19 protein-coding genes are annotated in these 24,542 nt (G+C 55.0%); 12 read left to right on the top strand and 7 right to left on the bottom strand.

Translation table 11 applies throughout. The features are described from left to right. Positions 1-321 precede the first annotated feature (321 nt). The gene (locus tag WG219_04460; protein WXL26738.1) at positions 322-1,842 is read right to left on the bottom strand and encodes an aldehyde dehydrogenase family protein; all 1,521 of its coding nucleotides are present in this window, start codon (positions 1,840-1,842) and stop codon (positions 322-324) included. Positions 1,843-2,520: 678 nt separating this feature from the next. Between WG219_04460 and WG219_04455 the strand changes: the two genes are divergently transcribed. The 4 genes from WG219_04455 to WG219_04440 all read left to right on the top strand — a co-directional run bounded on the left by WG219_04455 (position 2,521) and on the right by WG219_04440 (position 9,921). Then, positions 2,521-3,231: a helix-turn-helix domain-containing protein gene (locus WG219_04455; protein ID WXL26737.1), complete on the top strand. Its 711-nt coding sequence runs from the start codon at positions 2,521-2,523 to the stop codon at positions 3,229-3,231. A gap of 530 nt (positions 3,232-3,761) precedes the next feature. Then, the gene (locus WG219_04450; protein ID WXL26736.1) at positions 3,762-7,295 is read left to right on the top strand and encodes a transporter substrate-binding domain-containing protein; all 3,534 of its coding nucleotides are present in this window, start codon (positions 3,762-3,764) and stop codon (positions 7,293-7,295) included. A gap of 199 nt (positions 7,296-7,494) precedes the next feature. Next, the gene (locus WG219_04445; GenBank protein ID WXL26735.1) at positions 7,495-8,127 is read left to right on the top strand and encodes a response regulator transcription factor; all 633 of its coding nucleotides are present in this window, start codon (positions 7,495-7,497) and stop codon (positions 8,125-8,127) included. 297 nt (positions 8,128-8,424) lie between these two features. After that, the gene (locus WG219_04440; protein ID WXL26734.1) at positions 8,425-9,921 is read left to right on the top strand and encodes a methyl-accepting chemotaxis protein; all 1,497 of its coding nucleotides are present in this window, start codon (positions 8,425-8,427) and stop codon (positions 9,919-9,921) included. Positions 9,922-9,928: 7 nt separating this feature from the next. Here WG219_04440 and WG219_04435 read toward each other — a convergent pair whose 3' ends face one another. Beyond that, complete coding sequence (locus tag WG219_04435) at positions 9,929-11,542, bottom strand: ABC-F family ATP-binding cassette domain-containing protein (GenBank protein ID WXL26733.1); 1,614 nt, start codon at positions 11,540-11,542, stop codon at positions 9,929-9,931. A gap of 151 nt (positions 11,543-11,693) precedes the next feature. After that, positions 11,694-12,245 carry a TetR/AcrR family transcriptional regulator gene (locus tag WG219_04430; GenBank protein WXL26732.1) on the bottom strand — a complete coding sequence of 184 codons (552 nt, stop codon included), beginning with the start codon at positions 12,243-12,245 and terminating at the stop codon, positions 11,694-11,696. 105 nt (positions 12,246-12,350) lie between these two features. Here WG219_04430 and WG219_04425 point away from each other — a divergent pair, with 105 nt between their 5' ends. After that, the gene (locus WG219_04425) at positions 12,351-12,863 is read left to right on the top strand and encodes an HPP family protein (protein ID WXL26731.1); all 513 of its coding nucleotides are present in this window, start codon (positions 12,351-12,353) and stop codon (positions 12,861-12,863) included. 290 nt (positions 12,864-13,153) lie between these two features. On the opposite strand, the gene WG219_04420 is transcribed toward WG219_04425, so the two are convergent. Further along, positions 13,154-14,287: an aminotransferase class V-fold PLP-dependent enzyme gene (locus tag WG219_04420; GenBank protein WXL26730.1), complete on the bottom strand. Its 1,134-nt coding sequence runs from the start codon at positions 14,285-14,287 to the stop codon at positions 13,154-13,156. 124 nt (positions 14,288-14,411) lie between these two features. Here WG219_04420 and WG219_04415 point away from each other — a divergent pair, with 124 nt between their 5' ends. The 7 genes from WG219_04415 (at position 14,412) to WG219_04385 (ending at position 20,297) form a co-directional block, all read left to right on the top strand. Continuing rightward, positions 14,412-15,656, top strand: a complete 1,245-nt coding sequence (locus WG219_04415) for a TIGR03862 family flavoprotein (GenBank protein ID WXL27935.1) — start codon at positions 14,412-14,414, stop codon at positions 15,654-15,656. Between the two features lie 70 nt (positions 15,657-15,726). Next, complete coding sequence (locus WG219_04410; GenBank protein WXL26729.1) at positions 15,727-16,719, top strand: response regulator; 993 nt, start codon at positions 15,727-15,729, stop codon at positions 16,717-16,719. Positions 16,720-16,722: 3 nt separating this feature from the next. Next, positions 16,723-17,166, top strand: a complete 444-nt coding sequence (locus WG219_04405) for a PAS domain-containing protein (GenBank protein ID WXL26728.1) — start codon at positions 16,723-16,725, stop codon at positions 17,164-17,166. 96 nt (positions 17,167-17,262) lie between these two features. Then, entirely contained in the window at positions 17,263-18,048 is a 786-nt protein-coding gene (locus tag WG219_04400; protein WXL26727.1) for a nucleotidyltransferase domain-containing protein, read from the top strand. A 37-nt stretch (positions 18,049-18,085) separates the two neighbouring features. Further along, positions 18,086-18,448 carry a VOC family protein gene (locus WG219_04395; protein ID WXL26726.1) on the top strand — a complete coding sequence of 121 codons (363 nt, stop codon included), beginning with the start codon at positions 18,086-18,088 and terminating at the stop codon, positions 18,446-18,448. Positions 18,449-18,480: 32 nt separating this feature from the next. Beyond that, positions 18,481-19,230, top strand: a complete 750-nt coding sequence (locus tag WG219_04390; protein WXL26725.1) for a class I SAM-dependent methyltransferase — start codon at positions 18,481-18,483, stop codon at positions 19,228-19,230. 266 nt (positions 19,231-19,496) lie between these two features. After that, entirely contained in the window at positions 19,497-20,297 is an 801-nt protein-coding gene (locus WG219_04385) for a hypothetical protein (protein ID WXL26724.1), read from the top strand. A gap of 61 nt (positions 20,298-20,358) precedes the next feature. Here the strand turns inward: WG219_04385 and WG219_04380 are convergent, their stop codons facing one another. The 3 genes from WG219_04380 to WG219_04370 all read right to left on the bottom strand — a co-directional run bounded on the left by WG219_04380 (position 20,359) and on the right by WG219_04370 (position 24,511). Next, the gene (locus tag WG219_04380; protein WXL26723.1) at positions 20,359-21,690 is read right to left on the bottom strand and encodes a DEAD/DEAH box helicase; all 1,332 of its coding nucleotides are present in this window, start codon (positions 21,688-21,690) and stop codon (positions 20,359-20,361) included. 129 nt (positions 21,691-21,819) lie between these two features. Further along, positions 21,820-22,914: a cell division protein ZapE gene (zapE, locus tag WG219_04375; protein ID WXL27934.1), complete on the bottom strand. Its 1,095-nt coding sequence runs from the start codon at positions 22,912-22,914 to the stop codon at positions 21,820-21,822. 250 nt (positions 22,915-23,164) lie between these two features. Then, positions 23,165-24,511: a tryptophan--tRNA ligase gene (locus WG219_04370; protein ID WXL26722.1), complete on the bottom strand. Its 1,347-nt coding sequence runs from the start codon at positions 24,509-24,511 to the stop codon at positions 23,165-23,167. Between the last annotated feature and the right edge of the window lie 31 nt (positions 24,512-24,542).

Genomic DNA, 24,542 nt, shown 5'->3' with positions numbered 1-24,542 from the left:
CGGCTATCAGGAATCGGCAAGGTTTTCCGCATCGGGTCAGCTGGGATAGCTACCGGAGAACGCAGGCCACCCCGAAAAATCCCGGCACAAAAGCGTTGAGGCCTAGCCGAGCAACGTGCTCTCAGAGAGCTTTCAGCACTCATAACTAAACGCATCGTTCACGGACCAAATTGAAGTAAGAGCCCGACCAGCGCAGCCAGAAATACAAGCGCACCGCACAACGCCAGGCCCACAGCAAAAAAACAGGCAAACGAACGCCAACTGATCTCATTCATTACAGCTCCTGATGACGCCCCTTACGGGGCGCTCAAGTAACAGAAATCAGAAGAAACCCAGTGGGTTGATGTCGTAGCTGATCAGCAGGTTTTTGGTTTGCTGATAGTGGTCGAGCATCATCTTGTGGGTTTCGCGGCCTACGCCAGATTTCTTGTAACCACCGAACGCAGCGTGCGCCGGGTACAGGTGGTAGCAGTTGGTCCATACACGACCGGCCTTGATGCCACGGCCCATGCGGTACGCGCGGTTGATGTCGCGGGTCCACACGCCAGCGCCCAGACCAAACTCGGTGTCGTTAGCGATTGCCAGGGCTTCAGCTTCGTCCTTAAAGGTGGCAACACTGACCACCGGGCCGAAGATTTCTTCCTGGAAGATACGCATTTTGTTGTGGCCTTTGAGCAGGGTCGGCTGGATGTAGTAACCCGTTGCCAGGCTGCCTTCCAGTTTCTCTGCGCCACCACCGGTGAGCAGCTCGGCACCTTCCTGCTGAGCGATCTCGAAGTAGGACATGATCTTGTCGAACTGCTGCTGGCTCGCCTGTGCGCCGACCATAGTGTCGGTGTCCAGCGGGTTGCCGCGCTTAATCTGTTTGATCTTCTTCATCACTTCGTTCATGAACGGTTCGAAGATCGATTCTTGAACCAGTGCACGGGACGGGCAGGTGCAGATTTCACCTTGGTTGAAGAAGGCCAGAACCAGACCCTCAGCTGCTTTCTCGATGAAGGCAGGCTCAGCTTTCATGATGTCTTCGAAGAAGATGTTCGGCGACTTGCCGCCCAGCTCTACAGTCGACGGAATGATGTTCTCAGCAGCGCACTTCATGATGTGCGAGCCAACCGGCGTGGAACCGGTGAAGGCGATTTTGGCGATACGCTTGCTGGTGGCCAGCGCTTCACCGGCTTCGCGGCCGAAGCCTTGCACCACGTTCAGTACGCCTTTGGGCAGCAGGTCACCGATCAGCTCCATCAGTACAGTGATGCCCAGCGGAGTTTGCTCAGCAGGCTTGAGCACGATGGCGTTACCGGCAGCCAGGGCCGGAGCCAGTTTCCAAGCGCCCATCAGCAGCGGGAAGTTCCACGGAATGATCTGGCCAACAACGCCCAGAGGCTCGTGGAAGTGGTAGGCCGCAGTGGTGTCGTTGATTTCGGCAGTGGAGCCTTCTTGAGCGCGCAGGCAGCCAGCGAAATAACGGAAGTGGTCAGCCGCCAGCGGGATGTCGGCGTTAAGGGTTTCGCGAACCGGCTTACCGTTGTCCCAGGTTTCAGTAACAGCTAGCAGCTCCAGGTTCTGCTCAATGCGGTCAGCGATTTTCAGCAGGATGTGGGAACGCTCCTGAACCGAAGTACGGCCCCAGGCGTCTGCCGCGGCGTGAGCAGCATCCAGCGCCCGCTCGATATCGTCACGGTCGGAACGCGGGAATTCACCGATGACCGAACCATCAACCGGGCTGGTGTTGGTGAAGTAGACACCGTTTACCGGAGCGACGAATTCGCCATTGATGTAGTTGCCATAGCGCGGTTTAAGTTGAAGGACAGAGCCTGGCTGGTTCGGGTTTACGTAAATCATCGGGTATTCCTCTGTATTTGTTATGACCGGCACACGCCCCTGCCATACCAAGCATTTGCAAATGCCTTGTCAGGCAGAAGATGAAGTGACGATATTCAGGCTGCAGAATTCTTCTGCGCCGCCTATGGGCAGTGTATGAACTGAGCGACAAAGCCTTTATCGAGGAATGGCATAACCCAGCTTTTGACTATCAAAAATCGGCAACCTCTGATTGCATAGCTGCCGTGATGCTTGCCAAGCAGGTACATGTTACTAATGATTACAAAAGGTAAATATGTGCCAACCAAGAGTCATCCCGGACACAGCCCATTAATCACGCTTTCGCTGTCAGCGACATAATAACAATGAGGTCATCTTGAATGACCGGTGAGGCAAGCCGATGAGCATCCCAACTGGCAACACTCCGTTGTCGGACAACAGTCAACTGCCTGTAGCGGCATCTCTTGTCCAACTCGAAACCAATGACGTTTTCCTGCAAGCATGGGCGCTACCAAAATGGAAGCAAGATTACGTACAAATTGGCAAAGGTAACTTTCAGGGGCACCTCAGTGATATCTCACTAGGTCCAATCCAGCTATTTCGTGAAACCATGAATAAAGCTGTAGACCAACACGGCCAACCTTGGGCCAATAGCGTAGCACTGGGGGTTCCGATAACCGTAAACGGAGAGGGTTTCTGGTGTGGAGACAGGCTAGAGAAGGACTCGTTTTTTTTCTCAAGCCAAACTCTGAGCTAAAGTTCAAAACACCGGAAATATCGGACATCTTCGTTGCCGCAATTGATCAAGAACTGATCCGTAGTTACGCCGACACAATCGAAGAGGTCAACATTGGTCAAGTCTGTCAAATCAGCGGAGTTGAGCCAACCTCACACCAACTATCCGAATACCTGCGACAGAGTTTTCTCCGGTTTTTTGAAGGTATAAGCCATAATCCCGCTGCTCTGAGAGATGCCAGCGCCATTCAAAATCTGCATGACGATCTGCTGAGTACTCTATTCAGCGGTTTGTGCAAACTAGGTAAAATCAAACCACACAATACTGGACAATTTGTCCACCGCCATATTGTTGAAAAAGCCAGGGAGTACATCCTCTCACGCAGGAGTAACCCACCTACAGTACTAGAAATATGTCATGAACTTCGCATTAGCCGACGAACATTGCACTACGCTTTCCAGAAAGTTTTAAACATCAATCCTGTTACATTCCTACGCTACATAAGACTGCATGGCGCTCATCGCGAGTTACTGACATCTACACCTGGTGAACTGCTAATCAGCGAAATTGCTGCACATTGGGGATTCTGGCACTTGGGAATGTTCAGTGCGTATTACAAGGATCTGTTCGGTGAAACCCCATCAACAACTGTGCGCCGAATTAACTCCAACTAAATTCGCCCTGCAATGTTAGAAATTCACTCGTTTAGCCAGGCTCAAGCATCGAAAAATCTCTATAAATCACCTTAGCGCGAGCCTGCGTCTTTTTTACGAAAACACGCCAGTGTTTATTATCTGAATGATAAAAAACACATGTAACAAATACGCATAAGAATCTCGAAAGCTCAGAACAACACAGCATATACTTACCCCCAACACACCCCCACACCATTTCACTAGTCCCTTAGGACCAATCCTCCCACCCCACAGTAATCATAGGATTATTCTTAATCCGCCTCCCGAAATCCCCCTTATAATACCCCACTAATATTTATACAAATTTCCAGAAAATCATTATGTATTTTTAACACCCCGACTCCAATTAGCATTCACAAATCCAAACCTTAAAATTACCACATCTAAAAATGGTCATAAAAAAAATCAAATATCCATACATATTATTTATCCTTATCACTCTGTCTTTAACCGCTTCTGCTGCTCAACCTACGTATCTTTATAGCACAGCACATATTCAACACCAGGATATGAAGATCACCGTCGAAGATTGGAACTGGTTACGCCAAAAGAGAACGCTGACAATTGGCATCATTAAAGATGAACAACCGCCCTATCAGGTTCATTACGAGGATGAGAAATACGAAGGTTTATCTGCTGATATAATTGGCATGATCGCCCAGCTATTAGGCATGAACATTCAGGTGACGGCTTTTGCCAACCGTCAACAGCTCTACAACGCTTTGCAGGAGGGCACCGTAGATCTGCTCAGCAGTCACAGCAGCGCACTCGACAACGAAGCAGTTTTAACCAGTCATCCGTTCCTCAAGGAGCGACTGGTGGTATTCAAGCGGGATGATCGTCTTGAACCAATCCCGTCTGACCTGTCTGGCCTGCGCGCCGCTGTCGTACGTGAGCATGCCGACACCCTGAAGATGTTCTTCCCGAATACCCGCTTCATCACCTACGACACCCATGACAATGCCATCGCTGCGGTATCGTTCGGGCACGTCGATGTTTACATCGATGACGTGATCAGCGCCTACTACCGGATCAACCGCTCCTACTACAGCATGGTCAAGTTCGAGCGCCCGCTGGATGAAATCCCGGCAGGCCAATACAGCTATGCCGTGCGCAAGGACAACCAGTACCTGCTGAATCTTATTAACAGCGCTTTGGACTCCATCGGCAAAGAACGATTACATCGCATCGCCAAACGCTGGGTGGGCAGCGGCCTAATCCCCAATAACGAGCCAATAGCACTGACAACCAACGAGGCGCGCTGGATCGAGCGCAATCCGACCGTACGCTTAGTCATCAATGACGGGCTTGCACCCGTCGCATTTTTTACTTCTGAGGGAGTCTTCTCAGGCATAGCCGCTGACCTCTTCGACTTGATCTCCCAGCGCACCGGGCTGAAGTTTGAGGTTACATCGCACATGGGCGGATTCCCCGATAAAATTTCGGCGCTGGAAAAGGATAAGGCCGATTTAGCTATTCTGATTTCAGATCAGGACATCGGTGATCAGCTGCGCCTGTCCCGCCCAATACTTGCCAGCCCCTATGTCTTGGTAACCCGCCCAGAAGATGCCACGCAGGTGCTATCGGCCAAGCGACTCGCCAACGAGCACTTGGCTATTGCCGCTAACCATATCGACCCGGCTAAGGTTCATCTGGCCTATCCCCACTCCACGATCGCAATGGCCACCACCGCCTTGGATGCCATGCATCTGGTGCAAGAGGGTGAAGCCAAAGCCGCCATCATGAGCCTGCCCACGGCCCGCTATTACACAGCTCGCTGGTTTCACAACCAGTTGGCCATTGCTGACACGCTGCCGATGGGAATTAACACCACGCGATTTGCCATGCGCCCTGGCGACAGTGAGTTGGAATCGATCATCAACAAAGTACTGAGTGAAGTACCGCCCGATGAAATGAATGCCATCGCCAGCCGCTGGCGAACATTGCCCAGCATGAGCGAGCAGAGCTGGCGTAATTACGAACAGGTGATCCTGGAGATCGTCATCGCCGCAACACTGCTGTTGATGATGAGTCTGATTTGGGTGTTCTACCTGCGCCGCCAGATCAGTGCCCGCGAACATGCCGAGAAAGCGCTTAAAGACCAGCTGCAGTTTGTTGAAACCCTGACCGACAGCATGCCCCCGCCACTGTACGTACGCGATGTTGAAGGGCGCTTACTCTCTTGCAACCGCAGCTATCTGGAGTGTTTTGGCGTTGAAGCAAAAGATGTCCTGAACAAGACACTGATCGAGCTACCGTTCGAACATATCGAGCGTAAACCGGAGTTCCACCGCAGTTATCTCGAAGCCATACGCACGGGTAACACCATTAAGGATGTGATCAACGTGAATATGCGCGGCCGGAAAGTCTGGCTTGATCATTGGATCCGCCCATTTATGGACTCTGCCGGAAAAATCAAAGGCGTGATTTGCGGCTGGATCGACATCACCGAGCATCAGAATCTAATCAGCCAGCTTGAGGTCGCGAAAAACCAAGCCGACGAAGCCAGCCGAGCGAAAACAACGTTTCTCGCGACAATGAGTCACGAAATACGCACGCCCATGAATGCGGTGATCGGCATTCTCGAACTGGTACTCAAACGCACGGAGTTAACCAGTAATGATCGCAACAGCATTGAAATTGCCCACACCTCGGCCAAAAGTTTGTTGGAGCTGATTGGAGATATCCTCGATATCGCCCGCATTGAGTCGGGTCGACTGAATCTATCGCTAAAACGCGCCAACTTGCGTGAACTGGTGGAATCAGTCGCCCGAATCTTCGAAGGATTGGCTCGCCAGAAAGAGCTGACACTTAACGTCGATATCGATACCAGCGTTAACTGCGACGTTCTGATTGATGCAATGCGTTTCAAGCAGATTCTGTCCAACCTGACCAGCAACGCCATCAAGTTCACCGATGAAGGCTCAGTGTGCATCCGCATTAGCGGTGACAATACCGACACCACCACCCTGCGTATTGCCATGAGCGTGGCCGACACTGGCATTGGCATTTCGGAACAAGACCAACAACAACTGTTTCACCCGTTCTCGCAAGTCAACCCACGCGCCAATATCCGCGAAGGTGCCGGACTTGGTCTGGTCATCTGCCGCTCCTTGTGCAAGATGATGGGGGGCTCGCTGGTCATGCACAGTGAGCTCGGCAGAGGTACCCGGGTGGAAGTCGAATTACGCCTGCAAATCCTCGACCCAGTAGAAGAAAGCACTCCGACGCCCCTTACCTGCAATCAAACAGCTCGCTGCTTGCAAGTACTGGTAGTAGACGACCACGCGGTAAACCGCGAAATCTTGCACCAACAATTGCTCTACCTTGGTCATGAAGTGTCCGAGGCCGAAAACGGCCTGGAGGCCTTACAGCAGTGGCGAACTCAGCCCTTTGATGTGGTCATCACCGACTGCCGCATGCCAGGCATGGATGGCCACGACTTGACCCGGGCCATTCGCCTGGAAGAAACAGGGCATCACGAAGAGCCCACCATCATTCTTGGCCTGACAGCTGACGCGCAGCCCGATGAAATCCAGCGCTGTATTCAGGCAGGCATGAATGACTGCCTGATCAAACCAATTGGCCTGGATGTCCTGGAAAAATTACTGTTCAAGGTCAACAAAACGGATAGCGCCCCCGACCAATGCGAGCCTGGCCCAGACAGCGAATCTCGCTACTTTTGCATGAGCTCACTTAAATCCCTTTCAGGCAACAAACCCAAGGTATTTGAGCGGCTGATTTATGAGCTGATCAGAAACAACCAACAAGACCTTGATGCTTTGATCAAACACTTCACAACACAAAACCTCACTGAAATTGCCGAAATCGCCCACCGCATAAAAGGCGCGGCCCAGGTCGTGGGGGCAGATGCCCTGTTGGAGTGTTGCGAGCAGCTTGAACTGGCTTGCCAAGGCAGTCACGTCTCACTCGACGAGGTAGACAGTTGCTTAAAAAGGATCAAGGCCGAGATCAATGCGCAGAAAGAGCTGCTGTTAGACATACTGGCTCGTACACAAAATAAGTACGAGCCGGAGATATAACCAAACAAAAGTTCCAAACAAAGATTTAAAACACCGATTAATCGCACAACAATTATCAACCAAATAATAAAACGAACTTTTGTGCCAATTAAACCCATGCAATCTCGTACTGGAACTAAAGACAACCCATCACCCTAAGAATAAAATTACCGGCTTACTTACCAACTACCAAGCGACGACACAAAGGGTTGGCACTGTAATGCCTAAAATTATGATTATTGATGACCATCCGGCAATACGCGTCGCGATCCGGTCATTGCTTGAAGATAATGGCCTTGATGTCATTGCTGAAACCGACAATGTTACAGATGCCCTGAGTCTGGCCAAACAGCACAGCCCTGACGCAGTGATCGTAGAACCTGCCATTCCCAGGCTAGATACCTCTGCCCTAATCGCTCGTTTTGCCTCAATAGGCCTAAACTGCCCAGTTATTGCACTAACTTCCCAACCAGCTGATGCCTACTGCAACCGTTATATTGACGCTGGGGTCCAGGCCTATATATCCAAAGATGAAGACCTTTCACCGTTGCTGACTGCAATAGAAGCGACTATGAAAGGCTATTCTTTATTCCCAGCTCATATAAAAAATCAAACACCACACCTGCCCCCCGAACAACCGCATGAGCAACTACTTTTACAGTCGTTGACGGATCGCGAACTGACCATCCTCAAGCACCTTTCACTGGGTTATTCCAATAAGAAAATCGGTGAACTGTTATTTCTAAGTAACAAAACGGTCAGTACTTATAAAACACGCATCTATCAAAAACTCCACCTTAAATCCGTCGTAGAAATGGCAGCCTTTTCAAAGCGAAACTTGCTGATTCCCTAAGCGGTGGATCCTTTACATACCACGTAGGTAACCGAGCCAGCACACACCCCACAGTACCAAGCCCCCTCTCTCACAACGCCGCGCTTACTGCAGTGCACCTAAGCAGCCCACAACGTAGAACAATCGGACCGGCGTAGTGGCAGACTGCCAATCTCTTGACTACCGTTAAAACTCAATAACAAAACACGCGACCTACGATCGCGAAACTTAACAAGGGATGTCACGGCAGCTGACTAGCACGCGCCTTTCGACGCTCGTATGTAGCAGCTACCGAATCCATACAGGGAGTCCGTATTCGTGCCCTATTCGACGCGTTTTTATGAGCATTACCGTAAAGCAGACCGCATCATGTTGGGCATTATCTGGCTGATGTTTGTCTTCTCACTCGGCCTCGCGTTTTGGTTCGACACGTTCGCTCAAGCCTTGATTATCGGTGGCAGCACAAGCCTGTGTCTGACCCTGCTCTACCGTAATATCGGCGATACCCGCCTGATGCGTTGCTTACTCGGTGCAGGGCTGATGATTATGGCCGCCCTGCACATCAATCAGGCCCATGGTTTGATTGAGGTCCACTTCGGCATTTTTGCCCTGCTGGCAGTGTTGACCTTCTACCGTGATTGGCTGCCTATCCTGGTCGCCGCCGCCACCATCGCCGTACACCATGTGGTCTTTCACTTCCTTCAGCACCAAGGCTTCCCAGTCTATGTCATGAGCCACCACGCAGGCTGGGGCATGATCTTCGTGCATGCCTTCTACGTGGTCATGGAAACCCTCGTTCTGCTGTATCTGGCCGTACACAGTCAGGCCGATGCAGAAGAGTCCCAAGACATGCTGGACAACATGCTCAAAGCCACCTCACGGCTTACTGGGGCGGCGCAGTGCCAAGACAGTGCCCAACGACGTGTACGTCTGGCTGAGCGCTTCGACCAGTTCCTGATCCAGATAACCGCTCTGGTGGACGGTGTTGTGCGCGATGCCAACGGCCTAGGCGAGCTTGGCCAAGAGCTTTCCAGCGCCAGCAACACGCTGGAAGTTGGCGCCAAGCGCCAACTCACAGAAATTGAGCTGATGACTGACTCCATTCAGCGCATGGGGGATGCCATCCACCACATCACGGGGCAAGTCGAGCTCGCGGTGGAATACGCCGGTCAAGCCAGCACCCGGACAGCTGAAGTTGGGGAACGGGTTAACCGTGCCCAAACAGAAATTATCCACTTGGCCGAACGTATCGGTGAGACCAACACCACCATCAACACCCTGGCCAGTCAGGCTGAAAAGATCGGCACTGTGCTTGAGGTGATCACCAGCATTGCCGAGCAAACCAACTTACTCGCACTCAATGCGGCCATTGAAGCTGCCCGTGCTGGAGAACAAGGCAGGGGCTTTGCTGTGGTGGCCGATGAAGTGCGTAATCTAGCCCAGCGCACAGCTGTCTCGACGAAAGAAATCAGCACCATCATCTCCACGTTGCAACAACACAGCCGCAAGGCCGTCGAGTCCATGCAGCAAAGCCAGGCAGGGGTTGTGTTGTGCGTTGAAGACAGCCAGCAAGCCGCGCAGATGCTACAGGTGGTCAGCAACGATATCGGGCAAATCAATAGCCTTAACAACAGCATCGCCAACACCACTCGCGAGCAGTCCAGCGCCAGCCAAGACATCGTCGAGCACCTGCAGTCAGTGCAGGGCGTTGCGCAAAACACCGCCGCCGACATTGAAACGCTCAGCGTCAGCAGCCAGCGTCTGCTCCCTATTGCAACCCGCCTGGATGCGTTGGGGCAGACGTTTCATCGGTAAGCACCCACTACCACTGCTCCATCTCCCATCCGCCATCGGCTACAGATAGCCGATGGCTAAGGCGCAGTCGCTGCATAAATGCATCGTCATGGGAAACGACCTGCATCGCCCCCTGATAACTGCACAGCATCTCTTCAAGTGCATGTACAGAAGGCAGATCAAGATGGTTACTGGGTTCATCCAACAAAAGCAGCTCAGCCGGAGTTTCAACGTACAGCGCACAAGCCAGGGCTGCCTTGATACGCTCCCCGCCGCTGAGTTGATGACTGGGAACACTGATCTTTTGCGCATCCAACCCGAGCTGAGCCAGCCGAGTACGCAGCTCACTCTCAGGAGTTGCCCTGTTAGCTGAGCGCAATTGCTGCAAGACTGATTCGTGTGGCTCCAATGTGCTAACCATCTGGTCCAGATAGGCGCTCACAACCCTGACGTCACTGTAGCCAGAAACCAACTGACGCTGCCCAACCAGGACTTTCAATAAGGTCGTTTTGCCACAACCGTTCGGGCCTACAACCCCAACCCTGTGCTGCAAGGTCAGTGTCAGATCGACATAACGCGCGTCAGCCGAAACATACGGCAACTGCCCCGTCACTCGCGCAATCTGCCTGTTCGTATGGTTTCGCACCTGAGACGTAGCCCGCATCACCACAACAGAGTCTTCGTCCACCTGCTGCCTGATGTCGCTGATCTCTTGCGACCGCAGCTCCCTTAGCGCCGCCTGCTGCAACTGTAATCGTCCGGAAGACTGTTCACTTCGCCCCTTCTGCTGCCCCAAAAGGATTTTGGCTTGATTCGACACGGCACCAGTGCGTTTACCTCGTGCATTACGACGCTCCTGACGCTCAAGCTGCTTGCGCATGTTCTGCTCTTCACGCTTCTGTTCGCGCTTATGCTGATCCAGTCGTTCGAGAACCGATTGCTGTTGCTGTGCCCGGCTTTGGACGTAAAAATCGTAGTTCCCGCCATAACTGTTTAGCCCCAGAGTGGACAGTTCAACAATCCGCTCAACGCCACCTAACAACTCACGGTCATGGCTAACGACCAGCATCCCCCGGGGCCATGTTTGGATGTGCTCAATTAGCAATGTGCGATTAAGTCGATCCAAGTGATTGCTCGGCTCATCCAAGATCAAATAATCAGCCCGGGAAATCTCCGCACCGAGTAACGCCACACGCATGGCCTCACCGCCGCTAATCTGACTGACCGGTGTATCCAGCGCCAAATGCCCCAAACCACGTTGCTGTAAAGCCTGCTGCAATCGAGTGCGAATATCCCAACACTCCCCCACAGCATCAAAATCTAAGGCAGAGACACTCCCAGCCTCAATCCTTTGTATGGCTTCAAGTACTGGCAGTTGCCCTGTCAGCGAGGCAACCGTCATTCCCTCTGCGCGCACGATTTGTTGAGGCAGGTAATACACACTGCCAGCCCTCACACAGCACCCGGCAGACGGTGGCAGCAATCCAGCAAGAATCTTGGCGAGCACACTTTTCCCAATACCATTACGACCGACCAGGCCTGTAAGGCGCTCGTCGAACTGGGCATTGAGATTGGAGAACAATGTTCTGCCAGTCGGCAAAACATAAGACACGCTTTCCAGCGTCAGATAAGTAGAGGTCATGGTGTGTTCCACAGATGCCAAAGACTCCCCCCAGCCAGGGGGTAGAAGGAGACTGGCCGTCAGTAAGACGGCGGCATCAATGACGCATCGGACCAATACCTCTAAAGAGTTGTTGAGCAGCCATCATAGTCAATTAGCTAGCCCCGGGAAATTAGCGGCTATTTAGTATCAAATACTCCGCCATTTTCTGGGCCGAGCGGATTGCGCCTTCTTCAGGGCCCCTGACCTGACTGGCCACAATCAGCCCTTCGCCAAGCAGAAACAGCTGCATCGCGACGTCTTGAGGTGATGCCAACTGTGCCTGCTCGCAAATCTGCTGCAGGTAGCTGATCACCCGATCCTTGTGCTGCCGGGCCAGTATGTGAGGCGCGTCCTGCTCTGCGCTGTACTCTGCGGCGGCGTTTATAAACAAACAGCCATGGAAGTCAGGCTCCCGCACCCAACTTGCGATGAACTCGATATAGGCCGCCGGCCTGCCATCAACGGGTACCGCCTCAACAGCCGCCACCATACGCGCCATAAACTGCTCGTCACGCAGCTCGATAGCGGCATCCACCAGATGCTCCTTGCTGGGGAAGTGTCTGTACAGGGTCTTTTTAGTGACCCCGGCCTCCTGACTCAGCTGCTCCACACCCGACGCATGGAAACCCTGCCGGTAGAACAACGCCAACGCGGATTCGGTGATGGTACGGGAAGTGCTCATTGACTGACTCCGTGTACAAACAGAACAAAAGGTATACCGATCGGTTTACACAAGGGAAACCGATCGGTATCCTCAACATCTTCCAAGTCTTTGCGGAGCATTGCAATGCCTATCAGCAAACTGCTGCGATCCAGCGCTCCACCTGCGCCATCCTTGTACTTCACCTTTGTTTCATTTGTCGGCACTTTGCTGGCTATTGGTGTGACCGGCTGGCTCAGCCATGTTTCCGGGACACCCTGGCTGATGGCCTCATTCGGTGCCAGCTGTGTGCTGGCCTTCGGCGTGCCCGACTCCCCCTTGGCGCAGCCGCGTAGCATCATCGGCGGGCATTTGATTTCCACAGCGGTGGGATTATTGATTCTGCATACACTGGGCAATGCCTGGTGGGCCGGAGCCATTGCGGTCGGCCTAGCCTTGGCGGTGATGCAACAAACACGCACCCTGCACGCCCCTGCCGGAGCGAACCCGCTGGTGGTCATCAGCGCAGGCGCGTCGTTCAGCTTTCTGCTGACACCGGTGCTGATCGGTTCGCTGGTGATTGTGGCGGTGGCGTGGGTGATCAATAACGCCCGCCATCGCAACAGTTATCCGAAGTATTGGCTTGTAGGGCTCCGATGAATGCCTGACCTCTCGGTGGGTAACCTGCTGCGCAGGCTTACACCACCCTACAAATGCACTCAACTCAGGCCCTGAGAAAACCGAATCATTGTAGGGTGGACAAGGCCGCAACGCGGTTTGTCCACCAATGGCCCGCAAGGCTTCCGTTTAACACCCGCCCCATGGTGGGTAACCTGCTGCGCAGGCTTACACCACCCTACGAACCTAGCCCGTGGCTTGGATTAGCCACGAATGTGGCGTAATCCGGGTTTCGCAATCAAGGTCATCGCAAAACCCGGTTTCACCACTACTTACCCCGCCAACACTTTATCCAACGCTTGCTCAAGCGTGGCCACGGTGCGGTCGATATTGCCGAGCTTGTCCAAGCCGAACAGGCCCAGACGGAAGGTTTGGAAATCCGCCGGTTCATCGCATTGCAGCGGCACACCGGCAGCGATTTGCAGGCCTAGCGGGATGAACTTGCTGCCGTTCTTAATGCCCTCGTCGGTGGTGTAGCACACCACCACGCCCGGCGCTTCAAAGCCCGGTGCGGCTACACTCTTAAAGCCTTTCTGCGCCAGCATGGCACGCACACGGCTGCCCAGCTCGACCTGCTGGTTACGCACAGTGCTGAAGCCTCTGGCTTTCGCTTCCAGCATGGCATCGCGGAAACGCGCCAGCGCATCGCTCGGCATGGTGGCGTGATAGGCATGACCGCCCTGCTCGTAGGCCTGCATGATTTGCAGCCACTTCTTCAGGTCACAGGCAAAACTGGTGCTCTGGGTTACTTCGACACGGGCCTTGCCCGCTTCGCTGAGCATCACCAACGCACAACATGGCGATGCGCTCCAGCCCTTTTGCGGGGCACTGATCAGCACGTCGATGCCGCACGCCTGCATATCCACCCACAGCGTGCCGGAGGCGATGCAGTCCAGTACAAACAGACCGCCCACCGCATGCACAGCATCCGCTACGGCGCGCAGGTAGCCATCCGGCAGGACCATGCCTGAGGACGTTTCCACGTGCGGGGCAAACACCACCTGGGGTTTCTCTGCCGTAATGGTTTCCAGCACATCGGCCAGCGCTGGCGGGCTGAAAGGCGCCTGCGGCTCATTGCTCACCCGACGCGCCTTGAGGACCAGTGCCTCCGACGGAATCTGGCCCATCTCAAAAATCTGCGTCCAGCGATAGCTGAACCAACCGTTGCGAATCACCAGCGCCTTTTGCCCGGTCGCCAGCTGACGCGCCACCGCCTCCATACCATAGGTTCCGCTGCCCGGCACAATCGCCACAGCATGGGCGTTATAGACATCTTTGAGGGTGCTGGAAATGTCCCGCATCACGCCCTGAAACGACTTGGACATATGGTTCAGGGAGCGGTCGGTATACACCACTGAGTATTCAAGCAAGCCATCAGGATCAACACTCGGATACAGATCAGACATACGAAACTCCTAGCAGAAGGGCTGTCTGCGACCCTGCCTCAAGCCACAGGAAATGACAAGACCAAACGCCGGGATCACAGCAGCTGCGTTAGAATGCAGCACAGTCTTCGCCAGTGTTATCGCCATGCCCCACAGCAGCTCGAACTCCTCCCCGCGCGTCGCCGTCATTGGTGGCGGCCCCGCAGGCCTGATGGCCGCAGAAACCTTGGCCCAGGCCGGGCTTGCCGTGGACCTGTATGACGCAATGCCCTCAGTGGGGCGGAAGTTTCTGCTGGCCGGCGTAGGCGGCATGAACATCACCCACTCCGAAGCCAAGCCTGCGTTTATCAGCCGCTACGGCCAGCGTCAGGATGAGATCGCCCGGCTGCTCGAAGCCTTTGACGCCGACGCCCTGCGCCAGTGGATTCACGATCTGGGCATCGAAACCTTTGTCGGCACCTCCGGCCGTGTGTTCCCCTCCGACATGAAAGCCGCACCGCTGCTACGGGCCTGGCTCAAGCGCCTGCGCGAATTGGGCGTACAGATCCACACCCGGCACCGCTGGTTGGGCTGGAACGAACAAGGCCAGCTGCGTATTCAAAACAGCGAAGGCGAACTCACCGTACAGCCCGATGCCACCCTGCTCGCCTTAGGCGGCGGCAGCTGGGCACGGCTCGGATCGGATGGCGCATGGCTGCCATGGCTACAAGACAAAGGCGTGCAAGTCGCCCCTCTGCAAGCAAGCAACTGCGGATTTGATGTCGCGGCATGGAGCGATTTTCTGCGGGATAAATTCGCCGGTGCTCCGCTTAAAAACGTCAGCCTGCGACTGGGCCACAGCGAACCACGCATTGGCGAATTCGTCCTCACCCGCACCGGGATTGAAGGCAGCCTGGTTTATGCGCTCTCAGCCGGAATTCGCGAAACCATCAACGCCCAAGGCAGCGCCACTGTTTACCTCGACCTGCTGCCGCAAACGCCGCTGACTAAGTTGGAAAAAGCCCTGAGCAAACCACGGGGCAGCCACTCCATGGCCAAGCACCTGCACCGTCAAGCAGGTATTGACGGCGTAAAGGCCGCCTTGCTGCGTGAGCTCAGCAGCGCTGAAACCTTCACTCAACCGGCGCTACTGGCAGCCGCTATCAAAGCCCTGCCAATCACGCTGCAACAGCCACGGCCAATGGATGAAGCCATCAGCACCGCAGGCGGCGTCACCTTTGCCGCACTCGATGAACGCCTGATGCTGCGCCAACTGCCCGGCACGTTCTGCGCCGGAGAAATGCTCAATTGGGAGGCCCCAACCGGGGGATACCTGCTCACCGCTTGCTTTGCCAGCGGTAAAAATGCAGCCAACGGCCTTATCAATTGGTTGCGTACACAGACAAATTAAGCGTTTTGCCATCATCTATGCTTGAATGCGAAAACACACACCTTTCACATTCGCCAGCAGGTAAATCATCTTGATACCCATTGTGGTCTGCGACGACTCCAACATGGCCCGCAAACAGCTGATCCGCGCCCTGCCTACGGATTGGCCGGTCAGCATCACCCAAGCCAGTAACGGACAAGAAGCCCTGCTTGCAGTGCGCCAAGGTTTGGCGCAGGTCATGTTGCTGGATTTGACCATGCCAGTCATGGATGGCTATCAGACCCTCGCTGCGATCCGCGCTGAAGGGCTGAGCTGCAAAGTCATCGTGGTCTCCGGCGACGTACAGGACGAAGCCGTCAGGCGTGTCAAAGACCTCGGCGCACTGGCGTTTATCCGCAAACCGGCTGACCCAGATGAACTGCGCCAGACCCTGCACAACCTTGGTCTGCTGACACCCGGCGGCAGCCCCACCCAACCTGCGCCAGTGGCCGACATCAAGGTCAGCTTCCGCGATGCCCTGCGCGAAGTCAGCAACGTTGCCATGGGCCGCGCCGCCGCCCTGCTGGCGAAAACCCTCGGCGTATTCGTGCAGTTGCCGGTGCCGCAGGTGAACATCTTCGAAGTCAGCGAGCTGCACATGACCCTCGCCGACGCCATGCGCGGCGAACGCCTGACTGCACTCTGTCAGGGCTTTATCGGCGACGGCATTGCTGGTGAAGCACTGCTGTTATTCCATGATTCGGAGATCGCCGACATGGCGCGCCTGCTCGACTGGCAGCCCAAAGATGAAGCCGAAACCAGCGAAATGCTCCTGGACCTCGCCAGCATCCTGATCGGTGCCTGTCTGAGCGGTATCGCCCAGCAGATCGACGTGCGCTTCTCCCAAGGCCATCCACAATTGCTGGGCCGACATGCCTCCATCGAACGCCTGATCCAGCTCAACCAGCGCCGCTGGAAGAAGACCCTGGCGGTGGAGATCAGCTACAGCCTCGAAGCCCACAACATCCACTTCGACCTGCTCCTGCTGTTTACCGAAGACTCGATCAAACGCCTCACCCACAAGATCAACTACCTGATGAGCTAAGCCATGCCCGCCCAGATCGACATGAAAGAAGTGCATTGGCTGCTGGATATCGTCCAGTGCATCGACGTCGGCGTGATCGTTCTCGACCGGCAGTATCAGGTGGAAGTGTGGAACAGCTTTATGGAAAACCACTCCGGTATGCAGCCGGACGAAGTGCAGGGCAAATCCCTGTTCGACCAGTTCCCCGAAATCGACGAAACCTGGCTGCGGCGCAAAGTGGACACCGTCGTCCAACTCGGCACCCGCGCCTTCAGCTTATGGGAACAGCGGCCGTATCTGGTGCACTTCAAAAACTACCAGCCCATCACCGGGCAGGAAGACTTTATGTACCAGAACGTCACCCTCCTGCCCCTCAGCGGCCCCACCGGCGTGGTCGAACATATTTGTGTGGTGATCTATGACGTAACCGCGACTGCAACGTTGAAGAAGCAGCTAAATAAAGCGTGAAATATTGGCTCTACACAGCCAGTTAAACGCAGCATAATTTCCCCACTACCGGATCGATGAAGAGATCCGACCCACCCTATCTAATGGAGCTAGATAATGGTTTCCCCCGCCGCTAAGGAAGAGGTGCGCGCACGCCTTCGCCGCGCCGAAAGTGAACATAACGTAAAAGTCCTGCTGGCTATTGAGTCCGGCAGTCGAGCTTGGGGCTTTGCCTCACCAAACAGTGACTATGACGCACGCTTTATCTACGTCAACAAACCAGAGTGGTACCTTTCTGTTGGTTTAGAAGAGCAAAGAGATGTCATCGAATACCCAATAGTTGACGACATGGATATCAATGGTTGGGATCTACGAAAGGCCCTGCGCCTGTTCTGGAAATCCAATCCCAGTTTCGTTGAGTGGATCCAATCCAACATCATCTACGAGCATACGGGTTGTTTTCATGAAACCGCCAAAGCATTACTGCCTCAGGTGTACTCAGTAGAAAAAGGTATCCATCACTACCGTAGCATGGCCAAAACGAACTTCCGCCAATACCTCCAAAACGCAGAAGTCCCCCTGAAAAAATACTTCTATGTATTACGTCCACTGCTGGCCGTTCGCTGGCTAAATACGTTTGGAACACCTGCCCCAATCGAGTTTTCAACTCTGTGTGAACTCATTGATGATCCTCAGCTGCTGAAGGCAGTTGATGAGTTACTTGAGCTCAAACGAAATGCTCCGGAAATGGGCTTATACCCTCAAATCAAACCGATTCAGCATTTTATCGAGCAAGAACTTGAACGCCTTGAAAGCCTCACACCTGCCTCAAAAGAGCGCATTACTACTGAGCCATTGTTGTCCGATCTTTTCCGCAAAGCATTGAAAGAGGCTTGGGAATAGCCTCTTTCCCAACCTTCTAATCGTAAAGGGCTCTGCAATGCTCAACAGCGTCGAACTAAAAACCTTCGTCCCCGCTCGCAACTTTGAGCTGAGCAAAGCCTTCTATCTGGCTTTGGGCTTCAAGCCCGGCTGGAGCGATGAGCAACTGGCCTACTTCAGCCACGGCAAACACTGCGCCTTTCTGCTGCAAAACTTCTATGTGAAGGAGCAGGCAGAAAACTTCATGATGCACCTGCTGGTGGACGACGTGGATGCGTGGTGGCAACACATATCAGCGGAACGCCTGGATGAGCGTTTCGGTGCACGGCTGATCGCCCCACAAGATCAGCCATGGGGCATGCGCGACCTTGTTGTTATCGACCCCAGCGGCGCCCTCTGGCGCATTGGGCAAAATATCTGAGCGGCGCCCTATCAGAAATGGTATTTCTGCCCATGAGCAACGCGACCAAAAACTGGTTCGACCAAGGCGGCCAGGCCTACGCCCGCTTCCGCCCTGAATACCCTGCCGAGCTTGCCAGCTATCTCGCCTCACTGGTGCCTGACACAGCCCTCGCCGTCGATGTTGGCTGTGGTAATGGCCAGCTAACCCGCCTGCTCGCCGACCACTTCGACAACATCATCGGCCTCGACCCAAGCGCTGATCAGATCAAACACGCAGAACCGCAAGAGCGCCTCAGCTATCAGTGTGCCCCAGCAGAAAACCTCCCCCTGCCCGACCACAGCACCAGCCTGATCACAGCCGCTCAAGCCGCACACTGGTTCGACCTGGCCGCGTTCTACAACGAAGCGCGCCGAGTGGCAGCACCCAACGCAGTACTGGCACTAATTAGCTATGGCGTATTGCGTCTGGAGGGCGAACTGGGCGCTCGTTTCGAGCAGTTCTATTGGAATGAAATCGGCCCTTACTGGCCCGCCGAACGCAAACTGGTGGACAGCGCCTACACCACCCTCGACTTCCCCTTCAACGAACTGACGCCTCCCGCACTTGCGATTGACCTAGAGTGGAAACTCGACGAACTGCTTGGCTATGTCTCCACTTGGTCAGCCGTGCGCAGCGCCAAAGAAGCGGGGCGCGAAGGCCTGCTCAACCGCTTTTCCGCCGATATCGCCGAGCTTTGGAGCGAGCCTACGACCCGGAGACCGGTTAGTTGGCCGATCAATATGAGAATCGGGCGGCTATAAGCACCCGCAGCCAGAATCCGACTCCCCAAAGCACCCGTGAATCTGTACTCCGCACAACTAAGGCCATATGCGGGCAAATGCCCTGTAATTGAATCAGACCCTCTAGCCACTCTGCGTAGGTCATCGGGCGGTAGATTTGAGGCGTATGTAAGATGAGGAAAGGATTACGTACCTATAGCGTCTGGATTTTTTTATTTATAGGTACCGACAAGAGAACCATGAGGCATTAGTTTTGGTTCGTTTCCCACAAATAGGTATGTCTAAAAATGGGCACCCCATCCCAAGCTGTTCAAGTATGCGAAACGCTTCTTCGATTGGATTTGGAATACAACCAGACACGCAAAATCTGGCCAAGCATAAACTGCGTTATTGAACGCATGCTTGCACGGCAAAACGAATTGATCGATGCCTACGAAGAACTCCATACGTCGCTAGCGCACCGCCATCGCGCCCTAGAATCATTCTTCGACGTACTCACATCAATGCCCGTAGCATGGAGCCCCGATAAGATAACCAAAGCCCGGCAAACACGGAAAGATCTCACTGTTATCAACTCGCAGATTGCCGCAATGGCCGACAGTCTCGCCCAGCTGCTCACACGACGTAACGAGCTCAAGGAAACCTCTGGATTCAGCTGCGAGACCTTCCACCACGTTTTGGATGTGGTTGAGCTTGCGGCAGAGTCAGAGGGCAATCACCTTTTCGAGTGGCATGTAAAAGAACACCTAGACGCCCTGAGGTACCAGTACGACATAAAGTATTGGCCGCCACTAAGCATGGTGGTTGCTGCCGTTGGCGAAAATGCTCGAAACGCCGAGGTGTATGCGGCAGATTTAGCTACTGCTTCAGCTACGGAAAGTCCCCGCTCAGGCCTATCTGACTTTCTGAAAGCATTCCTCGCTCGCATTGAAGACAACAGCTCCATTCCAAGAAATTTCAAAATGTCAGACAATACCTTGGCCTCATTGGTCAACTGCGCCCTGGATCTGGACGCAGACAAGCTGATAGATGCTGAGTATGTTAGGCGCTTCAGGCAACGTGAGCGCAAACGCCAGACCGGCTCGTAGCGAGTTTTGCTACGAAAACTACAATAGTCAGAAGTAGCCGCCCCCTTACAGAAAAGTTCTCCTAGCGCCCACCTTTCTTCGGTTTACCACCAAAACTCGGCACTTTGCGCACGGCCTTGACCGCTGGAGCTGCTGGTTCATCTGCTTCCATCCAGCGGCCCAGGCTGCCGCCTTTACCGCCGCCGACAACTTTGGGCTTTTTAGGTTTTTTGGGTTTCTTCACCACTTGGCCGCCAGGCAGGGTTTGGGGCACGCGGTGGTCGGGGATAAAGTCGGGGTCTTCGATCCGCTGAATCACCTGTTGGATCAAGGTTTCGATGGCGGACAGCAGTTGCACTTCGTCTGCGCAGACCAGCGATACAGCCTGCCCGGTGGTGCCAGCACGGCCGGTGCGACCGATGCGGTGGACGTAATCTTCGGCGACGATGGGCAGGTCGAAGTTGACCACCAACGGCATGTCGTCGATATCCAAGCCGCGTGCGGCAACATCGGTGGCGACCAGTACCTTGACCTCGCCGTCTTTAAAGCGCTGTAAGGCGCGTTGGCGAGTGGCTTGAGGTTTGTCGCCGTGGATGGAGTCGGCGCTGATGCCGTTGCGTTGCAGTTCGGCTTCCAGCTCGTCCACGCCCTTGCGGGTTTTAACGAATACCAGCGCCTGGCTCCAGCGCTTGCTCTGGTAGAGGTGCAGGAACAGCTCAGTCTTGCGCTTCTTATCCACCGGGATCAGCCATTGCTTAACGGTTTTCGCCGTGGTGTTACGCGGGCTGACTTCGATGGACAGCGGGTCTTTCAGCATCAGCCGGGCCATGCCGCGGATGGCTTCGGAGAAGGTGGCGGAGAACAGCAGGGTCTGCCGCTTTTTCGGCAGGGTGACGAAGATGTCTTCCAGCTCGCGGGAGAAACCCAAGTCCAGCATACGGTCGGCTTCGTCCAGCACCAGCGCCTGCACCTGATTGAATTTCACTGCGTTCTGCCGGTACAGGTCGAGCAGACGGCCCGGCGTTGCTACCAATACGTCCACGCCTTTGCGCAGCTTCATCATCTGCGGGTTGATGCTGACGCCGCCGTAGACCGCATAGCTGCGCAGCGGCAGGTGCTGGCCGTAGGTGAGGAAGCTTTGCAGCACTTGCTCGGCCAGTTCGCGGGTCGGCACCAGCACCAGCGCACGCACGGAGTTGCTGGCCACTTGCGGGCCCTCCATCATCAAGCGTTGCAGCAGCGGCAGCGCGAAGCCTGCGGTTTTGCCGGTACCGGTCTGAGCCGCCGCCATGATGTCACGGCCTTTGAGCACCGGGCCAATGGCCTGCGCCTGTACGGCAGTCGGGGTTTTATAGTCGAGGCTGTCGAGGGTGCGCAGCAGTGGCTCAATCAGGCCGAGTTCAGCAAAGGTCATAAAGGTAACCGGGACATAAAGGTCGATGGCGCTAAGTTTAACGTGCCGCGAGCGATTCAGCCCAACAGCATCTGTATCCGCCAGAAACAACAAAGCCCGGAGACCGGGCTTTGTGTGGGGCGCAACAACTTATGGCTTGTGGGGGCGCGCTAAGAACTCATGCGACTGCATTTCCAGCAGACGGCTCAGGGTACGCTGGAACTCGAAGTTCAGGCGGCCACCGCTGTACAAGTCTTTCAGCTCCACTTCGGCGGAGATGATGAGTTTGACGTTGCGGTCGTAGAACTCGTCCACCAGGTTGATAAAGCGGCGGGCCATGTCGTCTTTGGCCACGCTCATTTGCTCGACGTTGGCGAGGATCACGGCGTGGAACTGCTTGCCCAGCTCGATGTAGTCGTTCTGGCTGCGCGGGCCGTCGCACAGTTCGCGGAACTCGAACCAAGCCACGTCCTGACAGGCGCGCACGGCGTTGATCACGCGGTTTTCGATGGTCAGGGCTTCGTTCTCGACAATCTGCGCGCCTTCCGGCAGCAGGCTGCAGAAGCTCTTGCGCAGGCTTTCTTCAGCGGCCGGGGTCAGCGGGCTGTGGAACAGCTCAGCTTGCTCCAGGGCACGCAGGCGGTAATCGACACCACTGTCGACGTTGACGATCACGGTGTGCTGTTTGAGCAGGGCAATGGCTGGCAGGAAACGCGCACGTTGCAGGCCGTCTTTATACAGACCGTCCGGCACGATGTTGGAGGTGGCCACCAAGCTGACGCCGTTTTTGAACAGCTCTTCCATCAGGGTCGCCAGAATCATCGCGTCGGTGATATCGGAGACGAAGAATTCGTCGAAGCAGATAACCCGCGCTTCATCAGCAAAGCGCTTGGCAATAATGGTCAGCGGGTTCTTTTCGCCCTTGAGGGTTTTCATTTCCTCGTGGACGCGCTTCATAAAGCGGTGGAAGTGGGTACGCATTTTCCGTTTGAACGGCAGCGCATCAAAGAAGGTGTCCACCAGGTAGGTTTTGCCGCGACCTACGCCCCCCCAGAAATACAGGCCCTTGACCGGCTCGTTGGACTTTTTGCCAAACAGCTTGCCTAGAAAACCACCGGAACCATTTTCCTTCGCGACCAGCTCCTCATACAGTCGCTGCAAATGGCGAACTGCATTCTCTTGGGCGGCATCGTGAAAGAAATCGGGACGTTTGAGATCAGCCTGATAGCGTTCTAGCGGGGTCATCATTTGTTTTGCCGGGCAAAAAAACGGGGGCGCTACTTTAACGACGCCCCCGCTTCTTGGCAAACGGATAGCCGAAATAACCGACAAAATCAGTGCGATTTAGTGGGATTTACCGCTTGGGATACCAAGGTGGATAAGCCTTCGGCCTTATCCACCCTACACGACTAGCCTATTCACGGCTAAAGCCGTTCCCGCAAAAGCAGCAATACTCGCGCCTCGTGGGAGCGGTTTTAACCACGAATTAGCCATATTACTCCTGCGGTGCCAACGCCTCGCGCAAGCGGGCAATGGCGGCCTGACACTCTGCAGCATCAGCGAAAGCCGGGCTGTGGGCGACGGCTTCGCCATCCAGCCACACGGCAAAACCACCGTCCTGCTCGCGTACGTCCAGCTCCTCACCGGATTGCAGGCGCTTGTTCACCTGACCGGCGGATTTGCCGTCTGCGAACGACTTGGACAGCAGCAGTTGCTCACCCGCAGCATCCAGCAGACGGAAGCGGAAGCTGCCATCGTCATCACGGAAGCTGACAAAGCGGGCCGATTTGCTGGCCTTTTTCTTCTCGCTGGTGGCCGCAGTCGCCTGTGTGCGGAAGGAGCGCAGGCCAACCGCTTCACGCAGCTCACCGAGGAACGGCGTAGCAATTTTGCGGGCTTTAGCAGCACCCGCCAGGAGGATATCTTCCAGATCAGCCGGTTTGCTGATCAGTGCGTTGTAGCGCTCACGGGCTTCGCTCAGCTCACCATCGAGCAGCTCGAACAGGCGCTGCTTAGCCTCGCCCCAAGCCAGACCATCCAGCAGCTCGGCGCGGAAAGCCGCTTGTTGCTCGGCACTGGAGAAGGCCTGATACAGGGTAAACAGGTGCGAGTTGTCCGGGTCTTTCGCTTCGCCTGGCAATTTGGAGTCTGTGACGATGCGGGCAATCGCGTTTTTCAGCTCTTTGGCGGTACCAAAGAGCGGGATGGTGTTGTCGTAGCTTTTGCTCATTTTGCGGCCATCGAGGCCTGGCAAGGTGGCTACGTCCTCTTCGATCACCGCTTCCGGCAGGACAAACAGCTCTTTGCCATTACCGAACAGGTGGTTGAAGCGCTGGCCGATATCGCGGGCCATTTCCACGTGCTGGATCTGGTCACGGCCCACCGGCACTTTGTGTGCGTTGAACATCAGAATGTCCGCTGCCATCAGCACCGGGTAGCTGAACAGGCCCATGGTCACGCCAGCATCCGGGTCTTCGCCCTGCTCGACGTTTTTATCCACAGAGGCTTTATAAGCGTGGGCACGGTTAAGCAGGCCTTTACCGGCGACACAGGTCAGCAACCAGCACAGCTCCGGGATTTCCGGGATGTCGGACTGGCGATAGAACGTCGCCTTGTTAACATCCAGCCCCAGCGCCAACCAAGTGGCAGCGATCTCCAGACGGGAGCGCTGAATGCGCGCCGGGTCATCGCACTTGATCAGCGCGTGGTAGTCAGCCAGAAAGTAAAAGGAGTCGGCATCAGCAGCGCGGCTGGCGACGATGGCTGGGCGGATGGCCCCGGCGTAGTTGCCCAGGTGCGGTGTACCGGTGGTAGTAATGCCGGTCAGTATACGAGTGGTCATGGTCACACTTGCTTATTCTGAGCGGGCTGCC

The sequence above is a fragment of the Pseudomonas mendocina genome (assembly GCA_037482215.1).
GTDB classification, from domain to species: domain Bacteria; phylum Pseudomonadota; class Gammaproteobacteria; order Pseudomonadales; family Pseudomonadaceae; genus Aquipseudomonas; species Aquipseudomonas mendocina_E.
The sequence above is the reverse complement of the archived record's forward strand: the minus strand, read 5'-3'. Positions and strand labels throughout refer to the sequence as shown.

Excerpts from the sequence above, each read along its gene's own strand:
- zapE (WXL27934.1), bottom strand. The coding sequence starts at position 22,914 with ATGACCCCGCTAGAACGCTATCAGGCTGATCTCAAACGTCCCGATTTC.
- WG219_04405 (WXL26728.1), top strand. The coding sequence starts at position 16,723 with ATGCCCGCCCAGATCGACATGAAAGAAGTGCATTGGCTGCTGGATATC.
- WG219_04430 (WXL26732.1), bottom strand. The coding sequence starts at position 12,245 with ATGAGCACTTCCCGTACCATCACCGAATCCGCGTTGGCGTTGTTCTAC.
- WG219_04425 (WXL26731.1), top strand. The coding sequence starts at position 12,351 with ATGCCTATCAGCAAACTGCTGCGATCCAGCGCTCCACCTGCGCCATCC.
- WG219_04415 (WXL27935.1), top strand. The coding sequence starts at position 14,412 with ATGCCCCACAGCAGCTCGAACTCCTCCCCGCGCGTCGCCGTCATTGGT.
- WG219_04385 (WXL26724.1), top strand. The coding sequence starts at position 19,497 with ATGGGCACCCCATCCCAAGCTGTTCAAGTATGCGAAACGCTTCTTCGA.
- WG219_04445 (WXL26735.1), top strand. The coding sequence starts at position 7,495 with ATGCCTAAAATTATGATTATTGATGACCATCCGGCAATACGCGTCGCG.
- WG219_04380 (WXL26723.1), bottom strand. The coding sequence starts at position 21,690 with ATGACCTTTGCTGAACTCGGCCTGATTGAGCCACTGCTGCGCACCCTC.
- WG219_04420 (WXL26730.1), bottom strand. The coding sequence starts at position 14,287 with ATGTCTGATCTGTATCCGAGTGTTGATCCTGATGGCTTGCTTGAATAC.
- WG219_04450 (WXL26736.1), top strand. The coding sequence starts at position 3,762 with ATGAAGATCACCGTCGAAGATTGGAACTGGTTACGCCAAAAGAGAACG.
- WG219_04400 (WXL26727.1), top strand. The coding sequence starts at position 17,263 with ATGGTTTCCCCCGCCGCTAAGGAAGAGGTGCGCGCACGCCTTCGCCGC.
- WG219_04460 (WXL26738.1), bottom strand. The coding sequence starts at position 1,842 with ATGATTTACGTAAACCCGAACCAGCCAGGCTCTGTCCTTCAACTTAAA.
- WG219_04390 (WXL26725.1), top strand. The coding sequence starts at position 18,481 with ATGAGCAACGCGACCAAAAACTGGTTCGACCAAGGCGGCCAGGCCTAC.
- WG219_04370 (WXL26722.1), bottom strand. The coding sequence starts at position 24,511 with ATGACCACTCGTATACTGACCGGCATTACTACCACCGGTACACCGCAC.
- WG219_04435 (WXL26733.1), bottom strand. The coding sequence starts at position 11,542 with ATGACCTCTACTTATCTGACGCTGGAAAGCGTGTCTTATGTTTTGCCG.
- WG219_04395 (WXL26726.1), top strand. The coding sequence starts at position 18,086 with ATGCTCAACAGCGTCGAACTAAAAACCTTCGTCCCCGCTCGCAACTTT.